Here is a 20,605-nt window from a genome sequence, read left to right as displayed (position 1 = left end):
CACTCTGTCTTTTATAGGCAGGGTGTTTTTAAAATTGTTTGAAACTCGGTAAGTATGAAGGCAATCGTGGCAGGTACATTATCATTTTTTCCTCTACTCTTTCATATCATGATTTGAAAGAGCAGAGGAGGAAATGCGATGGAATCGACAATCATTTTACTGGATGAGAAAACGGATCAAGCAACAAAACAAATGCTGCAAAATGTCGTGGATCGGAAGAAAAAATTCGAGGCACTTAAAAAGAAGCACCTTCAAAGCTTATGGGCAACCATGATTGTTGCTGTCCTTTTTATGATTTATCTTTATTTTTATATCGTTGTACCTTATTCCTATTCCTTTTTCAGTATGTTTAGTGTTTTCGTCGACCATTTTAGCCATTTCCTTTTTTTGGCGGCAGCAATTGGTCTATATGGATATATGGTTTTAATTAAAAAAAAGCTAGATAAAGCTGAAAAGGAGTTTCAACTGCTACGCTGTGAAATCATTAATAAAAGTAAGCAATTGTGGGAAAAAGAGGAAGAATGGAAAAATCGCCATAAGGTTTTTGAAATGATGAAGAAGAATTATGATATTAACTTATATCATGAAAATAAATGATGATTGCGTTAAATCATATTTAATTGCGGGTAATACCGTTTTATGGTTATATGAAAGTACGTTTGGATAAGGATGGAAAGAAGGTTTAACGAAGATGTTATGGTTATCTGGATTATTTTTAATCATCATCCTGCTGTCATTTGCCACGGTCATTTACATGTGGCGTACGGCTATGCAAGATAGGGTGATTTTTCAAGACTTATATTTCAAAGACTTTCCTGAAGGCTTTGGCGATGTTCGGATTTTTTTCATTTCCGATCTTCATCGACGGATTGTTGCGGATAAATTAATTGAGGAAGTTCGTGACAAGGCAGATTTGGTGATAATCGGCGGTGACATTAGGGAAAGCGGGGTTCCCTTAGAACGTGTGGAAAAAAATATATTGAAACTAAAAGAAATTGGCCCCCTTTATTTTGTTTGGGGAAATAATGATTATGAAGGAGACTTCCATGAACTGGATGCGACTCTTCTGAAACATGGTGTGAAAATCCTTGATAATACAGCTGTTTCATTTGAGTCTCAAAATGGCAGCAAAATAGCTCTTCTGGGCATTGATGATATATCGGAAGAACGTGATAGGCTTGACCTTGCACTGTCGGATTGCGGGAATGAAGGTTTTCGGATTTTGGTGAGCCATAATCCATTGGTCAAGAATCAGTTGACTCCGGAACACAATATTAGTTTTGTCCTGTCAGGTCACACCCATGGCGGGCAGATTCGCATATTCGGATTCGGGCCCTATCAGATCGGCAGCATAAAGAAAGAGGGGGACTGCTTATATATGACGAGTAATGGCTATGGGACAAGCGCAGTGCCTTTAAGGCTTGAGGCTAAGCCGGAAACGCACCTGTTCACCCTGAAAAGGGGGACGGACACTGAAATAGGCGAAGCAGTGGAAAAAACCTATTAGGCTGCTTTTAGACGAGCATATCGGGATTTTACAGACTTTGAAAAATCCACTATAATTTCAACAAATGATCGTACAGTTATTGGAGGCCTTGTAAAACCATGCAAGAAGGTAAATATAATATAAAGGCAGTTTCAAAACTGCTGGACATTCAGCCGGGAACCCTAAGGGCATGGGAAAGGCGCTATAAATTTATCGAGCCTGTCAGGAATGAATCAGGGCACCGGCTTTATACAGAAAAACATCTGCAAATCCTTAAGTGGCTCATCAATAAAACAAAGCAAGGTTTTACAATAAGCCAAGCCGTTTCACTTCTCGAAAGTACTGGCACTAAAGCGATTGGAGTCCCTGAAACGAACCGTAAGGATGAACAAACGGTTAAGTTATCGGATGAATTGATCGAAGCTCTATTAAATTTCAATGAAAATAAAGCCCATATGCTGATAAGCCAAGCATTCAGTATGTATACAATCGAACAAACCATAGTTGAAATACTCGGTTCAATATTGGTTCAGATTGGGGATAAGTGGGAAAGGGGAGAAATTACTTCCGCTCATGAACACTTTGCGTCGAACATCCTAAAATCCAGGATCAGTTCAGTCATGCATGCGATTCCGACTAATGGTTTCCTTCCGAAAGCCCTTACCGTTTGTGCTCCCGGTGAAAAACATGAATTTGGACTGTTGGTCTTCACCATTTTCTTGAAGCGGAAAGGGTATGAAACCATTTATTTAGGTGAATCCATTGCTGATAAGGACCTTTTCACCGTTTTAAACATCATAAAGCCCTCATACCTATTCATGTCATGTTCACTGAAAGAGAATCTTGATGGAACATTTATGCTGGTTGAAGCATTAATAAAGGATTTCCCGGATTTGAAGGTGGGTCTTGGCGGCGCGGCGCTGAGCCTTATATCCGAAGAAAACCGTACGGCCTTCAGCGGAGTCTTAATGGGGGACACGCAATCTAAATGGGAGGAATGGCTGAAAGGTTAGCTGCGCCGGCTTAGGTGAAATAATGGATATGCACCCTGCGACCAAGGCTTCATATGATGTATGAAGATGGTAACCAGGGGGCATTTTTTTATGAAGCTGGAGCGATTAACTAATAATAAAATCAAGATTTTTTTGACCCTTGATGATTTAATTGATAGAGGCATTACTAAAGAAGATATTTTAGGGAATTCCTTAAAGGTCCATAAGCTATTTCAGGATATGGTCGAAGAAGCATGCGAAGAACTCAGCTTTAAAATGAGTGGCTCCATTGCAATTGAAATTTTCTCCTTGCCTGCTCAAGGATTGATAATCATTGTGACAAAGGACGAAGAGGAATTATTGACAGATGAAGAGGAGTACTTGGATTTACAAGTGAAAATTGATGACTTCCCCCATATTCTGTATGTTTTCAATGACTTTGAAGATATCGTCCAATTATCTCATAGATTATCTTTTCAAGGTTTGCTTAAAAGTACTCTTTATCATTTTGAGGGAAGATACTATTTACTTATCGAAAATGTTAAAGACACCACCTATGACACGGTCATATCTTTAGCGGCTGAGTATGGCCATGCATCTACATTGACACTCTGCCGCATCAATGAATACGGAACATGTATAATCGAAAATGAAGCGATACATGTTTTACTCACACACTTTAGTTGATGTAACACGAATGAGACAGGGCAGCCACATTAGGAAAAAACAATGCGGTTTGCCTTATTTGTCTCAACTCTCGGCCGAAGAAGATATACGGTTAAAGTGTATGAAAACAGTTGATATGATAACGTTTTCATTTTTAGAATATTTCCAACTTTTAAATTCCCATTTTTACTCTTGCATATCTGTATCGAAGGTGTATACTAGCACATGAAGAGGACTATTTGTACATTATAGATTTTATATATGGATGAGATTTTCTAGGAGGTACTTTAATGGAATCGGCAAAAGGCAATAGCCATGTAAATGAAGAAGAAAAACACGACGTACTGAGGTCTACCCAAACTGTAATACATAAAGCTTTGGATAAGCTGGGTTACCCGGAAGAAGTTTTTGAGCTGTTGAAGGAACCATTGCGCTTATTAACGGTGAAGATACCAGTCCGCATGGATGATGGCTCGGTTAAGATTTTCACGGGTTACCGTGCACAGCATAACGATGCTGTTGGACCTACAAAAGGTGGTATCCGTTTTCACCCTAATGTAACGGAACGTGAAGTGAAGGCATTATCCATTTGGATGAGTTTGAAATGCGGCATCGTTGATTTGCCATACGGCGGGGGTAAAGGCGGTATCGTATGTGATCCTCGTAATATGTCATTCCGTGAGCTTGAAAGGCTGAGCCGGGGCTATGTTCGCGCAATTAGCCAAATCGTTGGGCCGACTAAAGATATCCCGGCACCTGATGTGTTCACAAACTCTCAAATCATGGCTTGGATGATGGACGAATACAGCCGTATGGATGAATTCAACTCGCCAGGATTCATTACGGGTAAACCGCTAGTGCTTGGTGGTTCCCATGGCCGTGAATCAGCCACTGCCAAGGGTGTAACGATTTGTATCAATGAAGCAGCCAAGAAACGCGGCATCGACATTAAAGGGGCACGGGTCGTCATTCAAGGTTTTGGTAACGCAGGTAGTTTCTTAGCTAAATTCATGCATGACGCAGGTGCTAAAGTTATTGGGATTTCGGATGCATATGGCGCTCTTCATGATCCTGAAGGCTTGGATATCGATTATCTTCTCGATCGGAGAGATAGTTTCGGAACCGTAACGAAATTGTTTAAAAGCACAATTTCAAATAAAGAATTGCTTGAATTGGAATGTGATATTCTAGTTCCGGCTGCAATTGAAAACCAAATCACTGAAGAAAATGCTGCTGATATCAAAGCATCGATCGTTGTCGAGGCAGCTAACGGACCTACAACAATTGAAGCGACACAAATCCTAACGGATCGCGGAATCCTTCTTGTTCCTGATGTCCTTGCTTCTGCTGGTGGTGTAACGGTTTCTTACTTCGAATGGGTACAAAATAACCAAGGATATTACTGGTCTGAAGAAGAAGTGGACGAAAAGCTGGAAAAAATCCTTGTGAAATCCTTTAATAACATATATGAACTTGCACAATCAAGACGTGTTGATATGCGCCTAGCGGCCTATATGATTGGCGTAAGAAAAATGGCTGAAGCTTCTCGCTTCCGTGGTTGGATCTAAAAGATTCAAATCATGTATTAATTTATAGTTAAAATCATGTTCATTGCTTTATCATTGAAATGATTTGTAAAAACTCCTATCATGTATTGATAGGAGTTTTTATTATTTAGACGAACGAATTACATAGTGCATGGAAAGGCAGTGGAATAAAGATGAATGTTGAAGAAGTCATTATCATAGGTGGGGGCCCTTGTGGATTGGCTGCTGCAATCGCTCTTAAAGAAGTGGGAATACAGTCCCTGATCATTGAAAAAGGCAATGTGGTTGATTCCATTTACCGTTATCCAACACATCAAACATTTTTCAGTTCGAGTGAAAAACTGGAGATTGGTGATATCGCTTTTATAATTGAAAACCGTAAACCGGTCCGCAATCAGGCGCTAGCCTATTATAGGGAGGTAGTCAGAAGGAAAGAATTGCGGGTCAATAAATTCGAAAAAGTGGAAAAAGTGGAAAAGCGTGAAGATGGGAAGTTTATAGTCAAGACATCGAAGAGTGACTATACTGCTCTGCATGTCATCGTATCGACCGGATACTATGATCATCCGAACTATATGTGCATACCGGGTGAACAGCTTCCTAAGGTGTTTCATTACTTCAAGGAGGGCCACCCCTACTTTAATTGTGATGTAGCCGTCATCGGTGGCAAAAACTCAAGCGTGGATGCAGCTCTGGAATTGGTCAAATCAGGAGCAAGGGTTTCAGTCCTTTATAGAGGATCGGATTACTCTCCAAGTATCAAACCTTGGATCCTTCCCGAATTCGAATCATTGGTCCGCAATGGAACGATCAAGATGGAGTTTAATGCGAATGTTGACAGGATAACGGAAGACAGCGTCATCTATCATGTAGGTGATGAGGAAAAAGTCATTAAAAATGATTTTGTATTTGCTATGACTGGATACCATCCTGACCATTCATTTTTAGCTTCAATGGGCATTACTATTGATAAGGAGACTGGAAGGCCCGCATATAACGAGGAAACGATGGAGACGAACGTTAAAGGTCTTTATATTGCAGGAGTTCTGGCAGCCGGAAATAATGCGAACGAAATCTTCATCGAGAACGGCAGGTTCCATGGTGGATTGATTGCTTATCATTTGGCTGTTAAAGAAAAGTGAATTATATAAATAAGGAGCTGGGACAGTATGGAAAAAATATCATTAATAACGACTGGTGGGACTATTGCCAGTAAAGCAACTGCAAATGGTATGTTGGCCTCTGGTGCATTGACTGGCCATGAGTTGGCATCACTTTGCGAATTGCCCAACGATATCGAGGTTAAAGTGGTTGATCTTTTCCAGATTTCAAGCATGTCCATGTCCTTCGAGAAAATGCAGCAGCTTAAATCAGCCATTCAAAAGGAATTGGAGGATCCTGATGTTACGGGAATCGTTGTGACACACGGTACGGATACACTTGAGGAAACGGCTTATTTCCTTGATGTCACGACTAAGGATCAACGTCCAATCGTAATAACCGGCTCACAACGTTCTCCTCAAGAGGTGGGCACCGATGTATATTCCAATCTAAGGAATTCGATATTATGCGCTGCGAGTGATCTTATAAGGGACGTCGGCGTAGTAGTCGTTTTTAATGAGCGGATCTATTCAGCCAAGTATGTCAAAAAAGTTCATGCTTCCAATTTGCAGGGTTTCGAATCTTTTGGCTATGGATATTTGGGGATAATTGATAATGATGTCGTCAGCATCTATCAAAAACCATTACATAGGGAGTGTTATGATATTCGGGATCGCATTCCCAGGGTGGATATCATCAAGTGCCATACAGGCGCTGATGGCCTCTTTATTGATGCTGCGGTTGCAAACGGTGCGAAAGGCATCGTACTCGAGGGCGTAGGAAGGGGACAGGTTACCCCGGTAATGGTAACTTCCATACAGGCTGCAATCGATAAAGGCATAACGATCATCATGACTACAAGTGCAGAAGAAGGAAAAGTTTACCCAGCTTATGATTATGAAGGCAGCGCATTTGATTTAAAACAACGCGGTGTGATATTAGGCGCTGACTATGACAGCAAGAAGGCCCGGATTAAGTTAGCTGTCATGCTGGCAAGCGAAAACACTATAGATGAGACCTTCTTTAAGTACTGAAGGATTAAATAAAATTTGGAAGACTTGATTCTTGGATTCAGTTTTTCTTCATTCCATGGTACGATTAAGGAAACGAAGATGAAAAGAGGGTCAGCTAATGCTGGTCATGTTGTCAGCGGCCATTGCGCCAGGATTGGCGCTACTGAGCTATTTCTATTTGAAAGATCAATATGAAACCGAACCGATATCGGTTGTGGTCAAAACATTTTTATTCGGTGTCTTTCTTGTATTGCCGATTATGTTCATACAGTATGTGCTTGAAACCGAACATATCTTGAATACCGATTTAGCAAATGCTTTTTTATGGGCTGCACTGCTTGAGGAATTCTTCAAGTGGTTCATACTCATTTATGTCATTTATCAGCATGTAGCATTCGATGAGCCGTATGATGGGATTGTTTACGGAGCTGCAGTCTCCCTTGGATTCGCTACAATGGAGAATATTTTGTACCTGTTGGCCAACGGGGTGGAACATGCTTTTCTCAGGGCCGTTCTCCCTGTATCCAGTCACGCTTTGTTCGGTGTGATCATGGGATATTATTTGGGCAAGGCGAAATTTTCAGCATCGAATAATAGGGTCTATTTATCATTGGCATTGATCATACCAATTTCGTTACATGGGGTTTACGATTATATTTTAGTTTCCCAAAAATTTTGGGTATACTTTATCATGCCATTCATGATTTATTTATGGTGGTTAGGCATGAAAAAAGTAAAAAAAGCACGTTTGTTGTCTGACTTTCATGCAGAAAAACTTTCTCAAAATCAATTCCTTAGCAAATGAAGAATACTATCAAAACGGAGTGCTGGCATATTTTGCCCGCTCCGTTTTTTTTATGTTTGGAATAAAAAAGCCAGTAAAGAAGAAAATAGAATTACATTAATTCAAGAAAAAGAGGAGTGTTTTTGATGAAAGGAATTTCGTCAAAATGGAAATGGCTTTTGCTGTTTTCGTGTATTACTATTTGTTTCGGAATTTACCCGGAAACAAGAACAAATGCCTTTTCGAGCCAAATCATTCAAAAAGGTGCGGTTGGAGACGATGTAATTGAACTGCAGGCACGCCTACAAAACATCGGTTACTATAATGGAAAGATTGATGGAGCCTATGGATGGGGCACTTATTGGGCACTTCGAAATTTTCAACAAGATTTCGGGCTTCCAATAGATGGTTTGGCAGGGACTACAACAAAACAGAAGTTGACGAATGCCTCTAATTTCAATAAAGAATATGTTCACCAACAGATCAATAAAGGGAACGAGTTCACCTATTATGGGGGAGTCCCCATTGAAAAACAGGTAAAAGCGAAAGGAAATGGCACTACGTCTGGAGGGGCCGCTTCCGGAAAAGCTCCTTCCAAAACAACGACATCAGCCAATCTTCCAGGAGGATATTCTCAAAACGATATACAGCTGATGGCCAATGCCGTTTATGGAGAAGCACGAGGGGAGCCATATACAGGTCAGGTTGCCGTTGCGGCAGTAATACTGAATAGAGTGGAAAGTGCTGCTTTTCCTAATACCATTTCAGGAGTGATTTTTGAACCTGGAGCCTTTACGGCTGTTGCGGATGGACAGATTTGGCTGACACCGAACGAAAGGGCGAAAGAAGCCGTGGTGGATGCTATCAATGGATGGGATCCAAGCGGTAATGCAGAATATTATTTTAACCCCGAAACGGCAACAAGCAAATGGATCTGGTCAAGGGAACAAATTAAAAGAATCGGAAAACATATCTTTTGTAAGTAAAGAGGTGAAGGAAAATGATCAGGAATATAGTGATTGCCCTGCTTGTTGTAGTTGTTGCGGGAACTGCATTCTGGGGCTATCAAGAACATAAGGAAAAAAATGCTGTATTAATCAACGCGGAAAATACGTATCAGCGAGCCTTTCATGATTTAAGCTATCAAGTGGATTTATTGCATGATAAGGTCGGCAGTACTTTGGCCATGAATTCACGTTATTCATTAAGTCCGGCTTTAACGGATGTTTGGCGTATCACTTCCGAAGCACAAAGTGATGTCGGGCAGTTGCCATTGACCTTGCTTCCTTTTAATAAGACAGAAGAATTTTTATCGAAAATTGCAGACTTCAGTTATAAAACAGCGGTACGTGACCTTGAAAAAGAACCATTGAATGATAAGGAATATGCGACTCTACAATCCTTGTACACACAGGCTGGGGACATCCAGGGCGAGTTAAGAAAAGTGCAGTATCTAGTCCTGAAAAACAATTTAAGGTGGATGGATGTCGAAATGGCTCTTGCATCAGGGAAAGAAAATTCCGATAACACGATCATCGACGGTTTAAAGACGGTGGAGAAAAAAGTATCTGGGTACGGCGAAACGAATGAGATGAATCCGACTTTTACATCTGCACAACAGAGGGATGAAAACTTTAAAAATTTGCAAGGTGAAACCATAACAAAAAAAGAAGCCATTGCGACAGCAAAAAACTATGCACACTCAAAAAGCAGAAATTTGCAGGTGAATGTGGAGGAAAACGGAAAAGGTTCCGATTTTGGATTTTATAGTGTGAGCATTCTCGATAAAGATTCCGATACCGAATTGAATATGGATTTGACAAAAAAAGGCGGTTACCCTATTTGGTATATCAATAATAGGGACGTGAACAAAACAAATATTGATTTGAATCAAGCCTATACAAAAGCTGAAGAATTTTTAAAGGAACATGATTTCAGTTCACTTGAATTATTTGAAAGTGCTCAGTACGATAATATCGCATTATTGAATTTCGTGACATCAGAAAATGGCGTCAAGATTTATCCGGATTCAGTCAAGGTCAAAGTCGCATTGGATGATGGATCCATTATAGGATTTTCAGCCGACGAGTATTTAAAATCACATAAAACCAGGGAAATAGCGAATCCGAACATATCCGAGAAAGAAGCTAAGGACAAAATCAACAGTAATGTAAAAATAATGGAAGAAGGAAAGGCGTTAATCACCAATGATATTGGTGAAGAAGTTCTATGTTATGAATTTCTCGGTACGATTAAAGATGATACCTACCGTATTTTCATTAATGCAGATACCGGTCAAGAAGAAAAGGTGGAAAAATTAAAGAATTCCGAACCGATATACGAGAATTTAATTTAATGTTAACTGTTATCATGAATCATTGGTTGTAGGGAAATGTGCTTAGTCACTTTCCCTTTTTCTTATTTCATGACATAATAACGTAAATGATTATTGGATAATATGGGGAAATTAATAGGTAATATTATGTAGTTTCCTTTCTATCAAAAGGACGTGGATAACGATGTTTAAAATTGGTGATATATTAATGCTCGAACCGAAATACTCATCACAGAAGGAAAAGTTCAATTGTATGGTTGTCGAAATGGGACAGGGTTGTGTCTATACCGACTTTCCCATCAACCTAGAGACTGGTAAAACTGCATTCCTTATGGATTGGACACAGTTGAACGTCACATTTTCCAATGAAGAGCAGGCTGTTTATGTCTTTGATTCTGAAGTGCTTGGAAAAGTGAAAGGCAGAATACCCATGATGCAAATTTTGCTGCCCGAAGCAGAAACGTTTGTGAAAATCCAACGGAGGCAATACGTGCGCCTGGATGTAACCCTGGATACAGCCATTCATCCAGAACATTCCGAGTTTCCCCCTTTTCGCGCATTAACAGAGGATATAAGTGCAGGCGGAGCTTCCATGGCTTTTAAAAGGCACTGATATACAATCGGTTTCCCACTTATACCTGTGGATGGCGCTCACGCTTAAATCAGGTGAGATTCATTATTTAAGGTTAAAAAGCAAAGTCATTCGCGTAACGGAGAAAGAGCATGGAAAAATTCTGTTGCACGTCCAATTTCTTGAACCTACAAAAAATGATGTTCAGACATTAATGAGATTTATATTTGAAAAGCAGGTCGAATTAATGAAAAAAGGCTTGCACGTTTAACATGATTGAATGAAAAACAGCGATTCCATCCATACTGCTAATATAAACAGATGGAGGGTACGGCTTATGAAAACATTTGAAAGACTATTAATTAAAGTGATCATCATTCAATTGGCCTGCTTATTTTTTTTCCAGTTCCTTTTGAGCAGGCACGATCAAATCTTTGATTTGACCAAGCTCTCGAGATATGAAGGTGTCACCAGCAATAACTATACGAAAATCATTGAAACATTCAATGAGACCGGTAGTAAAAGCGGTGATTAATTTCATTTTGTCGACAAAATGAGATGAACCGTGTTTAAAAGTAAAATATATTTTCCTTTTTATATGGAAAAAACTCTACCCAGATTGAAGAATTTAATGAAAATACTGCAGGCAAACTCGTTTTTCTATGAATTGTCTACAGTCTGAAGCGGTGATCCGCTTTTTTGTATGAAGATTTTCAAAAAAGGATAACTATTGATGGCTGTAGTGATAAAAAAAGAACAAAGGTGATTTTGAACCTACACATCCCTTTTATTAATGATTTTCCCGCTAGTTGTGATAAAATGAAAGGGTACTAAATAATCAGCATGATTGTAGGATTCTTGGGAGGATTTATGGAAAAAAAATTATCAGTCGCAATCGATGGACCAGCTGCTGCTGGAAAAAGCACGGTTGCTAAAATTGTTGCAGAAAAGTTCAATTACATATATGTGGATACAGGTGCAATGTATAGGGCCCTTACCTATAAGGCCCTTAATCAAAAGATTCGCCTGGATGATGAACCAGCATTATCAGAAGTTCTCATCAATACGGAAATCGAATTAAGACCAAGTGAAAATGGACAGTTGGTGTTCTTGGATAATGAGGACGTGACAGCCCAAATCAGGAATAATGAAGTGACTGGTTCCGTTTCGGAAGTGGCAAAGCACCGAAGCATCCGGGAAGAATTGGTTCGCAGGCAGCAAATCTTTGGTGAAAATGGCGGTGTCGTCATGGATGGCAGGGATATTGGTACGCATGTTTTACCCAACGCCGAAGTAAAGGTATTTCTTATCGCATCTGTGGATGAAAGGGCACAGCGGAGGCATCAGGAAAATATATTGAAAGGTTTTCCTTCAGATATCGAAAAGTTAAGGGAGGAAATTGCAACAAGGGACAAGCTGGACTCGGAACGCGAGGTATCGCCACTGAAAAAGGCTGCGGATGCTATCGAAATCGATACGACTTCATTATCGATTCAGGAAGTTGCAGAAAGTATCATGTCTTTAATAGAAGAGAGGAAAAGATGACATTGGATTTTTACACATTTGCCAAGAACATCGTAAAAGGCGTTTTAACGCCTTCGTTTAGGGTTAAAGCGCTCGGAAAGGAACATATCCCTAAAGAGGGCGGAGTATTGATCTGTGCCAATCACATTGATAATTTGGATCCGCCCGTAGTTGGAATGACATCTCCAAGGGATATTCATTTCATGGCGAAAGAAGAGTTGTTTCAAGCACCTGTTTTAAAGGGTATATTACCCAGAGTAAATGCATTTCCCGTGAAGCGGGGCAATAGCGATCGGGAATCCCTGAGAAAAGGTTTAAAGCTTTTGAAGGAGGGCAAGGCGATCGGTCTGTTTCCCGAGGGAACCAGAAGCAAGACTGGTGAATTGGGAGAAGGTTTGGCGGGTGCTGGATTTTTCGCTTTGCGGTCTGATGCCGTTATCATACCGTGTGCAATCATCGGCCCATATAAATTTTTGCGTCCGTTGAAGGTCGTTTACGGTCCTCCAATAAATTTTACTGAATATCGCGAACAGAAAATATCAGCCGATGAAGCTACCAAAATCATCATGGACCAAATTGGGAAATTGATTTCCGCGCATAAATAGTCCTTCATACTTGACAATTTTCTGATTTTGTTAGAATTTATAAAATAAGGGTATTGTTCCTTATTGCCGATAAAAAGGAATATAACTTTATTACTCTAAAAAAACTGTTTTTATCTTTATTAGGAAAGTGTTTTTATTGAACCACTTTAAATAAAATATGTGGCCGATGAAGAGGATATTTGCTGATCAGTCATGGGTTAAGGAGGAGTTAGTAATGACAGAAGATATGAACCAGGTAGAAGTGAACAATTACAAAGTTGGGGATCAAGTTAAAGCAACCGTTTCAAAGGTAGAAGAAAAACAGGTCATTGTCGATGTGGAAAACAGCAAGACTGATGGAATCATACCAATCAGTGAGCTTTCAAGCCTTCATGTCGAAAAGGCGTCAGATGCCGTTTCGGAAGGTGATGCATTGGAGCTGGAAGTCATTAAGGTCGAAGAAGAAGCTCTCATTCTATCAAAACGTAAAATTGACGCTCTTAAAGCATGGGATGACCTGGAATTGAAATTTGAAAATGGAGACGTATTTGAGGCTGAAGTTAAAGATGTCGTCAAAGGCGGGCTTGTTGTAGATCTAGGCGTACGTGGTTTTGTTCCGGCTTCTCTAGTAGAAGACTATTTCGTTGAAGATTTTTCTGATTACAAAAACAAAACTTTAACATTCAAGATCGTTGAGCTTGAGAAAGACAAGAATCGCTTAATCCTCTCGCATCGGGCAGTCGTCCAAGAACAAAAGGAAAAGCAAAAAGCAAACGTTTTGGATAAGATTGAAAGCGGGCAAGTGCTTGAGGGCGTGGTCCAAAGGATTACCGATTTTGGTGCATTCGTGGATATTGGAGGCGTAGACGGTCTTGTCCACATTTCCCAGCTTTCCCATCAGCATGTCGACAAGGCATCCGATGTCGTTTCCGAAGGGGATAAAGTGCAAGTTAAAGTACTATCCATCGATCGTGATAACGAAAGGATCTCACTTTCAATTAAAGATACCCTTCCGGGACCTTGGGCAGGCATTGCAGAAAAAGCGGCCAAAGGCTCTACACTGGAAGGTATCGTCAAACGCCTTGTTTCTTTCGGTGCATTCGTGGAGATTTTCCCAGGGGTGGAAGGACTTGTTCATATTTCCCAGATTTCCCACAAGCATATTGCCACACCGCAAGAAGTGCTTAAAGAAGGTCAGTCTGTCGAAGTGAAAGTGCTGGAAGTCAATGAAACGGATCAACGTCTATCATTGAGCATTAAGGAACTTGAAGAATCTCAAGCCAATTACAATACATCGGATTATGAGATCCCTGAAGAATCGAAGGGCTTTCAGCTAGGTGAAATGATCGGTGATCAATTGAAAAAACTAAAATAAGATAATAATGGTGATGGCCTTGGAGAGAAAACAACGAAAATTAGATCATATAGAATTTGCGCTAAAGACAGGGCAGCAGCATAAAACCGGACTAGAAGATATTTCGTTTATTCACCAAAGCTTACCAGGTATTTCCTTGAATAATGTGAACCTCACAGCAGAAGTTGGCGGACTTGAATTAAGTTCGCCAATTTTCATAAATGCCATGACCGGAGGCGGAGGCCCTGAAACCGAAAAATTGAATGGTGACCTAGCCATTGCTGCTCGGGAAACAGGAATCGCCATGGCGGTCGGATCTCAAATGGCAGCCATCAAGGATTCTAGCCAGCAGGCTTCTTTTAAAGTTGTAAGGCAGGTAAATCCTAATGGTGTGTTGATTGGTAATCTCGGTGGCGAAGCAACAGTCGAACAGGCTAAGCGGGCCAGCGATATGATCGGGGCAAATGCCCTTCAGATTCATATCAATGTAATTCAAGAATTGACGATGCCTGAAGGGGACAGGGATTTTGCCGGTACCCTTTCGAGAATTGAAAAAATCAATAGAACGATCGGAATCCCTGTCATCGTAAAAGAGGTTGGATTTGGGATGAGTATGGAAACGGTGCAGCAATTACATTCTATTGGTATTTCGATCATTGATGTAGGCGGGTTTGGCGGAACGAATTTTGCTAAAATCGAGAATGAGAGACGCGCAAAAATACTCGGATATTTCAATGAATGGGGCATACCGACCGCCGCTTCGATTGTCGAAGCAGTTAATGTTTCACCACAGCTATCAGTCATTGGATCAGGCGGCATTCAAAGTCCTTTGGAAATTACAAAAAGCCTGGCATTAGGAGCGAAAGGTGTCGGCTTGGCCGGACATTTCCTCAAGCTCTATAAAGAGTTGGGCTTGGAACAACTGATTAAAGAAATAAATTACATACATGAAGATTTAAAAATCATCATGACTGCACTCGGGTGCGGTAATATCTCAGAGCTAAGGAAATCGAAATTAGTCATCAAGGGCAATACCTATCATTGGTTATCTCAAAGAGGCATTGATTGTTCGGCATATGCTAAATGAATGACCAGAAAAAGAAGCATCTCAATTGAAACGGATTGAGATGCTTCTTTTTGTTCAGGGATAGACTTAACTATTCCTTTTTCGAGCCTCTTCAGGGCTTTCCATTCTAGTTGCCCCTTTATGCTCCAGTGATTGGTCCCTGTCGGACTCCACCCGTTTACTTTCTTTCAATTTCTTCTCTTGCCGATCTTTTCCCATGGTTACACCTCCTTTTCTAATGATAGGAGGAAGGTTTCCTCATTAAATGCCGTGCTATACGTTTATACTTTGAATAAACAAGCCATAATGTTCCTAAAAGGGGGGCGCTGCATGGATGGAATAATATTTTATTGGATTTCATGGATAGTTTGGGTCATTGTCATGTATTTTATTCCGAAAACGGTTCCCTTTCGTTTTGATTTTCTATTTCATCTATTAGCCGTTATGGTTTTAGCTGGCTATAAACTGGATGCTCCCTTGGTTTCCGTGCATTTGAGCGGGCCGTATCTTTTCTTTATACTGTGTGTGTATATTAGGAAGAAATCAATCATCAAGATGATGGAACTGATCAGCGGAAGTCTTATTATCACTCTCGCTTATGCCAGTTTTCAACTTTTTTCTTTGCTTGATCCGATATGGCTCATCATGAAACCGACTTATCTTTTGTGTATTTTTCTGAATTATCTTATCCTATTACTTTTTAAAAATTGGAAACATCGATTGTTCGTCCTTTTAATTGGGATGATGATGGGAGATATCATATATTCTGGATTGCTTGCTTACCACTCTTTACCTTATGTGGCCCTTGCTTACACATGGCATGATAATGCAGTGCTGGTTTTGGGCGCAAACATACTGTGGAGAATGTTGGAACTGGCTGGCCAATTCATTTATTCAATATCTCAATCGAGATTTTTATCAAAACAAGGAAAAGAGAATTTTAATCAATGAAGAGTATGGTGAAAAATTTATCAAAATGGTGCAAACTGGAATTAGAAGGCTTTTATTCATACAATCATTGTTGATTGGCGAGAAATTTGTTACTATATGATAGTTAGAGGTCTGTAGATAATCGTAAAATGCTCTAAACAATTAAAAAGGAAGCCGTTTGCCAAAGCTTTCTTCATTTTTTTGGGCTGTTTATAATCAAGTTTGAGCATGCAGAGGGGTCAGCTTCACGTCACCTCAGGAACTGGGGCGTCAAGTGGACAAACTGCCCGTGAATACTTGATACATTTAACTGAACATCAGTTGCGAATATTCTTACTGATGAAAGATTCCTTTAAATGATGATGGATACAGCTCTTTCCTTTAAAAGGAAATAATGAAAATCAATAATGCAAAGCAACCGTATAAATGCATTCATGAATTTCGTGACTTTGACAGAGATATAGTAGCAGAAAGGGTGAATAGCAATGCCAAAACCGGTAATTGCGATAGTCGGTCGTCCGAACGTGGGAAAATCGACAATCTTTAATAGAATAGTTGGAGAACGGGTTTCGATTGTCGAAGACGTTCCTGGAGTGACCCGGGACAGGATTTATAGTTCTGGTGAATGGTTGACACATGATTTTAACATTATTGATACAGGTGGAATTGATATCGGTGACGAGCCGTTCCTGGAACAAATTCGCCAGCAGGCTGAAATTGCCATCGACGAAGCTGATGTGATAATTTTTATGACGAATGGTCGTGAAGGGGTAACGGCTGCTGATGAAGAAGTCGCTAAGATTCTCTATAAATCGAGAAAGCCAGTTGTCCTTGCAGTAAATAAAGTAGATAACCCAGAAATGAAGGATCAAATTTATGATTTCTATGCGTTAGGTTTTGGCGATCCATTCCCGATCTCCGGGTCTCATGGGCTTGGTCTTGGTGACCTTCTGGATGAAGCGGCCAAACATTTCCCTAAATTCACTGGCCAGGATTATGATGATGATGTCATTAAATTCAGTTTGATCGGAAGACCGAACGTAGGTAAGTCATCTCTGGTCAATGCATTGTTAGGTGAAGAACGTGTCATTGTAAGCGATATTGAAGGTACGACTCGCGACGCGATTGACTCTCCGTATAAGTACAATGGCAAAGAATATGTCATTATTGATACAGCAGGGATGAGGAAAAAAGGTAAAGTGTATGAAAGCACGGAAAAATATAGCGTACTTCGTGCATTAAGGGCAATTGAACGTTCAGACGTTGTTCTTGTGGTCCTGAACGCTGAAGAAGGTATTCGTGAGCAGGATAAAAAAATTGCTGGATATGCCCATGAAGCGGGTAGGGCGGTCATCATCGTCGTCAATAAGTGGGATGCCATCGAAAAAGATGAAAAAACGATGAAGGATTTTGAAGAAAAAATTCGTGCCCATTTCCTATTCTTGGATTATGCGCCAATCATTTATCTTTCTGCCTTAACGAAAAAACGGACACATACCTTAATACCGGTCATTGATCAGGCTAGTGAGAATCATGCTATCCGGGTTCAGACAAATGTATTGAATGAAGTGGTCATGGATGCCGTGGCGATGAATCCGACACCGACACATAATGGCAACCGTTTGAAAATTTATTATACGACTCAGGTAGCGATCAAGCCGCCAACTTTCGTTGTATTTGTTAACGATCCGGAGTTATTGCATTTCTCATATGAGAGATTTTTAGAAAATCGAATTAGGGATGCCTTTGGTTTTGAAGGAACACCAATACGAATTTTTGGACGCCAGAGAAAATAGTAAAGGTGGTTATACCATGGTGAAAGATAAAGAAAGTATCGCAGTGATCGGAGCAGGGAGCTGGGGAACTGCTTTAGCGCTCGTGATCGCTGATAACCAGCATGAAGTGAGATTGTGGGGACATAATCAGAATCAAATCAATGAAATAAATCAAAATCATACGAATGAAAAATACTTGCCTGGGATTGAATTGCCTTTGGGGATTAAAGGTTATTCTTCAATTAAGGAAGCATTGGTCGGGATTGAAATAATAATTTTGGCTGTGCCGACCAAAGCCTACCGGGAAGTGCTTGGGCAGATTGAAGAGGCTCATGATAAGCCATTGACAATCGTTCATGTAAGTAAGGGGATTGAACCTGATTCCCTGCTTCGTATATCGGAAATGATTGAAGAAGTCTCTTCGGCGGATTGGCTTAAAGATATAGTGGTTCTTTCAGGACCGAGTCATGCTGAAGAAGTCAGTCTACGTCACCCGACAACAGTTGCCGTTTCTTCAAAGAATATGAAGGCTGCCGAAAGGGTTCAGGACATCTTCATCAATAACAATTTCCGTGTGTATACAAATCCGGACTTGATTGGTGTTGAAATCGGAGGGGCATTAAAGAACATCATTGCATTGGCTGCCGGAATTACGGATGGTTTAGGCTATGGGGATAATGCCAAGGCTGCATTAATGACACGAGGATTGGCTGAAATATCCCGTCTAGGGGTGGCCATGGGTGCTAACCCGCTTACGTTTTCAGGTTTAGCTGGGATTGGCGACTTGATCGTCACTTGTACAAGCGTACATTCCCGTAATTGGAGAGCTGGGAATATGCTTGGAAAAGGGCAAAAGCTTGAAGAAGTTTTGGAAAACATGGGTATGGTCGTTGAAGGTGTCAGAACCACTAAAGCCGCCTATCAACTAGCACAAAAGTACGAAGTGAACATGCCGATCACTGAAGCTCTGTACGATGTTTTATTCAATGATGAAGAAGTGAAAAAGGCAGTTGACCTCTTGATGAATCGTTCAAAAACGAATGAGATGGAAGAACTTTATAACATTTTGGATAGCAGACAGCACGATTGAAATCCGAATCTGTTGATTTTCATAAAAGAATTTCATTAAATTAGGCATTTGATGATGCGCCTTGCCGTGTATCAGCATACAATGCAACGAAAGTAAACTAGTAATTTGACCTCGGCACGGGGGATTTAGTCAAATGAGCAGAAGATATCTAATATCTTCTGCTTTTTTTTATGGGCAAAAAAGCACCTGTTCTCTTATGAATAATTGAATAGATTATTCAAATTTGCATAAAGCATTCTACATATTTCCTTGTTTTTTGTTATAAATCGACTATTTTTTTTTGGTATGAAAATTGCGAGGTGTAATATGACCAAAGAATTATAAGGGAGGCCAGAAAAGTTGGTTAACTTTTCTCGCTAAAAAAGGAAGGGGAATGATACATGCAAACAGGTAATCTGAAAAGGTCTTTAAACTTGTGGCATATCGTATTGCTTGGTGTTGGATATATGACGCCGATGGTTGTTTTTGATACATTTGGGATAGTTTCCGAAAAAACGGGGGGGCATGTGCCAACCGCTTATGTCATTGCTCTTTTAGCGATGTTGTTTACTGCCGCCAGTTATGGGAAAATGGTAAAAATTTATCCGCAGGCAGGTTCATCCTATACTTACACACAAAAAACGATCAATCCACATTTAGGCTTCCTTGTCGGGTGGTCTTCATTACTTGATTATTTATTTTTACCGATGGTGAATGGCATATTGACAAAAATATACTTAACCGCTCTTTTTCCGGAGGTGTACCCGTGGATATGGGTGGTGGCATTTGTCCTTTTAATGACAGGCATTAACTTATTCAATGTTAATTTTGCCGCAAACTTTAATAGCTTCCTTGTTTTTTTTCAAATGTTGGTGATCGTTATATTTGTGGCGCTTGTCGTTAAAGGTGTCATGGGTGGAGAAGGAACTGGAGAGGTCTTATCGGTTCAGCCATTCTTCGGGCATCATATGGAAATGTCGACGCTCATAACTGGTGCTACAATCCTGTGTTTTTCTTTCTTGGGGTTTGACGCTGTCACTACTTTATCGGAAGAAACACCGAATCCAGCTAAAACGGTTCCCCGGGCCATCTTTTTGACCGCCCTTATCGGAGGGGTTTTATTTGTGACGGCATCATTCTTTACACAGTTATTTTTCCCGGATGTTTCCCGTTTTAGCGATCCAGAAGCAGCTTCTCCGGAAATTGCCCTTTTTGTGGGCGGGAAGTTATTTCAAGCCTTCTTTCTTGCAGGAACTTTATGCGGTACACTTGCCTCGGGGCTTGCATCCCATGCTAGTGTTTCTAGGTTGCTATATGTCATGGGACGTGACCAAATGATCCCGAAAAAACTATTTGGGTTTGTCCACCCAAAATACAACACGCCATTTTTTAATGTCATATTTGTCGGGTCCATATCATTGGTTGCACTATTCCTTGATTTGGTTACAGCCACTTCCCTCATAAACTTTGGGGCATTAATTGCTTTTACTTTCGTGAATATTTGTGTAATCGTCCATTCAATAAGAAACAAAAGCTTCAGAACGATTAAAGGATTTCTTTCAACTATTCTGTCCCCGGTTTTAGGTGCTGCATCGGTCTTCATCCTTTGGCTTAATCTCGAGACGAGTTCATTGATCCTAGGAATTGTATGGGCGGTAATTGGGATTGGTTATCTTCTGTATCGTACAAAATGGTTTACGGAATCCCCCCCGCTATTCCATTTTGAAGAGGCACAGTGAATTTACTCACTTCATGAACGAAGGAGGTTTATATGACTGTTGAGAAAATGAAAATGTCTTTAACGCTCT

General features: G+C 40.4%; 22 protein-coding genes. 21 read left to right on the top strand and 1 reads right to left on the bottom strand.

Annotation, left to right across the window (positions count from 1 at the left end; all coding sequences use genetic code 11):
• The first annotated feature begins 138 nt into the window (after positions 1-138).
• The 17 genes from V3595_RS13995 to fni all read left to right on the top strand — a co-directional run bounded on the left by V3595_RS13995 (position 139) and on the right by fni (position 15,044).
• Positions 139-597 carry a YpbF family protein gene (locus V3595_RS13995; RefSeq protein WP_034308074.1) on the top strand — a complete coding sequence of 153 codons (459 nt, stop codon included), beginning with the start codon at positions 139-141 and terminating at the stop codon, positions 595-597.
• A gap of 94 nt (positions 598-691) precedes the next feature.
• Positions 692-1,507 (top strand): metallophosphoesterase, encoded by an 816-nt coding sequence (locus V3595_RS13990; protein WP_485907813.1) that lies wholly within the window; start codon positions 692-694, stop codon positions 1,505-1,507.
• A 98-nt stretch (positions 1,508-1,605) separates the two neighbouring features.
• Positions 1,606-2,499 carry a MerR family transcriptional regulator gene (locus V3595_RS13985; RefSeq protein WP_485907811.1) on the top strand — a complete coding sequence of 298 codons (894 nt, stop codon included), beginning with the start codon at positions 1,606-1,608 and terminating at the stop codon, positions 2,497-2,499.
• Between the two features lie 90 nt (positions 2,500-2,589).
• Entirely contained in the window at positions 2,590-3,165 is a 576-nt protein-coding gene (locus V3595_RS13980) for a genetic competence negative regulator (protein WP_101222440.1), read from the top strand.
• A 269-nt stretch (positions 3,166-3,434) separates the two neighbouring features.
• On the top strand, positions 3,435-4,712 hold the full coding sequence (locus V3595_RS13975; protein WP_048681753.1) for a Glu/Leu/Phe/Val family dehydrogenase: 1,278 nt from the start codon (positions 3,435-3,437) through the stop codon (positions 4,710-4,712).
• A 152-nt stretch (positions 4,713-4,864) separates the two neighbouring features.
• Positions 4,865-5,833, top strand: coding sequence for a YpdA family putative bacillithiol disulfide reductase (locus V3595_RS13970; protein ID WP_485907810.1), 969 nt, complete (start codon positions 4,865-4,867; stop codon positions 5,831-5,833).
• Positions 5,834-5,860: 27 nt separating this feature from the next.
• Positions 5,861-6,826 carry an asparaginase gene (locus tag V3595_RS13965; protein ID WP_485907808.1) on the top strand — a complete coding sequence of 322 codons (966 nt, stop codon included), beginning with the start codon at positions 5,861-5,863 and terminating at the stop codon, positions 6,824-6,826.
• Positions 6,827-6,923: 97 nt separating this feature from the next.
• On the top strand, positions 6,924-7,610 hold the full coding sequence (prsW, locus tag V3595_RS13960; protein ID WP_485907806.1) for a glutamic-type intramembrane protease PrsW: 687 nt from the start codon (positions 6,924-6,926) through the stop codon (positions 7,608-7,610).
• A 125-nt stretch (positions 7,611-7,735) separates the two neighbouring features.
• Positions 7,736-8,575, top strand: coding sequence for a spore cortex-lytic enzyme (gene sleB / locus V3595_RS13955; RefSeq protein ID WP_485907804.1), 840 nt, complete (start codon positions 7,736-7,738; stop codon positions 8,573-8,575).
• A gap of 14 nt (positions 8,576-8,589) precedes the next feature.
• Positions 8,590-9,945 carry a germination protein YpeB gene (gene ypeB, locus V3595_RS13950; RefSeq protein ID WP_485907802.1) on the top strand — a complete coding sequence of 452 codons (1,356 nt, stop codon included), beginning with the start codon at positions 8,590-8,592 and terminating at the stop codon, positions 9,943-9,945.
• 163 nt (positions 9,946-10,108) lie between these two features.
• The gene (locus tag V3595_RS13945; protein WP_485907800.1) at positions 10,109-10,537 is read left to right on the top strand and encodes a flagellar brake protein; all 429 of its coding nucleotides are present in this window, start codon (positions 10,109-10,111) and stop codon (positions 10,535-10,537) included.
• A gap of 31 nt (positions 10,538-10,568) precedes the next feature.
• Positions 10,569-10,766, top strand: coding sequence for a PilZ domain-containing protein (locus V3595_RS13940; protein WP_485907798.1), 198 nt, complete (start codon positions 10,569-10,571; stop codon positions 10,764-10,766).
• Positions 10,767-10,832: 66 nt separating this feature from the next.
• A complete protein-coding gene (locus tag V3595_RS13935; RefSeq protein WP_485907796.1) occupies positions 10,833-11,030 on the top strand; it encodes a YpfB family protein in 198 nt (65 codons plus the stop codon).
• Between the two features lie 335 nt (positions 11,031-11,365).
• Positions 11,366-12,040 (top strand): (d)CMP kinase, encoded by a 675-nt coding sequence (gene cmk / locus V3595_RS13930; protein WP_402897434.1) that lies wholly within the window; start codon positions 11,366-11,368, stop codon positions 12,038-12,040.
• Positions 12,037-12,624 carry a lysophospholipid acyltransferase family protein gene (locus V3595_RS13925; protein WP_485907794.1) on the top strand — a complete coding sequence of 196 codons (588 nt, stop codon included), beginning with the start codon at positions 12,037-12,039 and terminating at the stop codon, positions 12,622-12,624. The genes cmk and V3595_RS13925 overlap by 4 nt, the downstream gene beginning before the upstream one ends.
• A gap of 214 nt (positions 12,625-12,838) precedes the next feature.
• The gene (gene rpsA, locus V3595_RS13920; RefSeq protein WP_485907793.1) at positions 12,839-13,978 is read left to right on the top strand and encodes a 30S ribosomal protein S1; all 1,140 of its coding nucleotides are present in this window, start codon (positions 12,839-12,841) and stop codon (positions 13,976-13,978) included.
• 19 nt (positions 13,979-13,997) lie between these two features.
• Positions 13,998-15,044 (top strand): type 2 isopentenyl-diphosphate Delta-isomerase, encoded by a 1,047-nt coding sequence (gene fni / locus V3595_RS13915; protein WP_485907791.1) that lies wholly within the window; start codon positions 13,998-14,000, stop codon positions 15,042-15,044.
• A gap of 66 nt (positions 15,045-15,110) precedes the next feature.
• Here fni and V3595_RS13910 read toward each other — a convergent pair whose 3' ends face one another.
• On the bottom strand, positions 15,111-15,242 hold the full coding sequence (locus V3595_RS13910) for a YpzI family protein (protein ID WP_101222431.1): 132 nt from the start codon (positions 15,240-15,242) through the stop codon (positions 15,111-15,113).
• 111 nt (positions 15,243-15,353) lie between these two features.
• Here V3595_RS13910 and V3595_RS13905 point away from each other — a divergent pair, with 111 nt between their 5' ends.
• The 4 genes from V3595_RS13905 to V3595_RS13890 all read left to right on the top strand — a co-directional run bounded on the left by V3595_RS13905 (position 15,354) and on the right by V3595_RS13890 (position 20,536).
• Complete coding sequence (locus V3595_RS13905; protein ID WP_485907789.1) at positions 15,354-15,974, top strand: YphA family membrane protein; 621 nt, start codon at positions 15,354-15,356, stop codon at positions 15,972-15,974.
• Between the two features lie 464 nt (positions 15,975-16,438).
• Positions 16,439-17,749 carry a ribosome biogenesis GTPase Der gene (gene der, locus V3595_RS13900; RefSeq protein ID WP_137016033.1) on the top strand — a complete coding sequence of 437 codons (1,311 nt, stop codon included), beginning with the start codon at positions 16,439-16,441 and terminating at the stop codon, positions 17,747-17,749.
• A 16-nt stretch (positions 17,750-17,765) separates the two neighbouring features.
• Positions 17,766-18,818, top strand: coding sequence for an NAD(P)H-dependent glycerol-3-phosphate dehydrogenase (locus V3595_RS13895; protein ID WP_485907788.1), 1,053 nt, complete (start codon positions 17,766-17,768; stop codon positions 18,816-18,818).
• A 380-nt stretch (positions 18,819-19,198) separates the two neighbouring features.
• Positions 19,199-20,536, top strand: coding sequence for an APC family permease (locus tag V3595_RS13890; RefSeq protein WP_485907786.1), 1,338 nt, complete (start codon positions 19,199-19,201; stop codon positions 20,534-20,536).
• Positions 20,537-20,605: the final 69 nt, after the last annotated feature.

The sequence above is a fragment of the Bacillus sp. CFBP9009 genome (genome assembly GCF_036541465.1).
GTDB lineage: Bacteria > Bacillota > Bacilli > Bacillales > DSM-1321 > Peribacillus.
The sequence above is the reverse complement of the archived record's forward strand: the minus strand, read 5'-3'. Positions and strand labels throughout refer to the sequence as shown.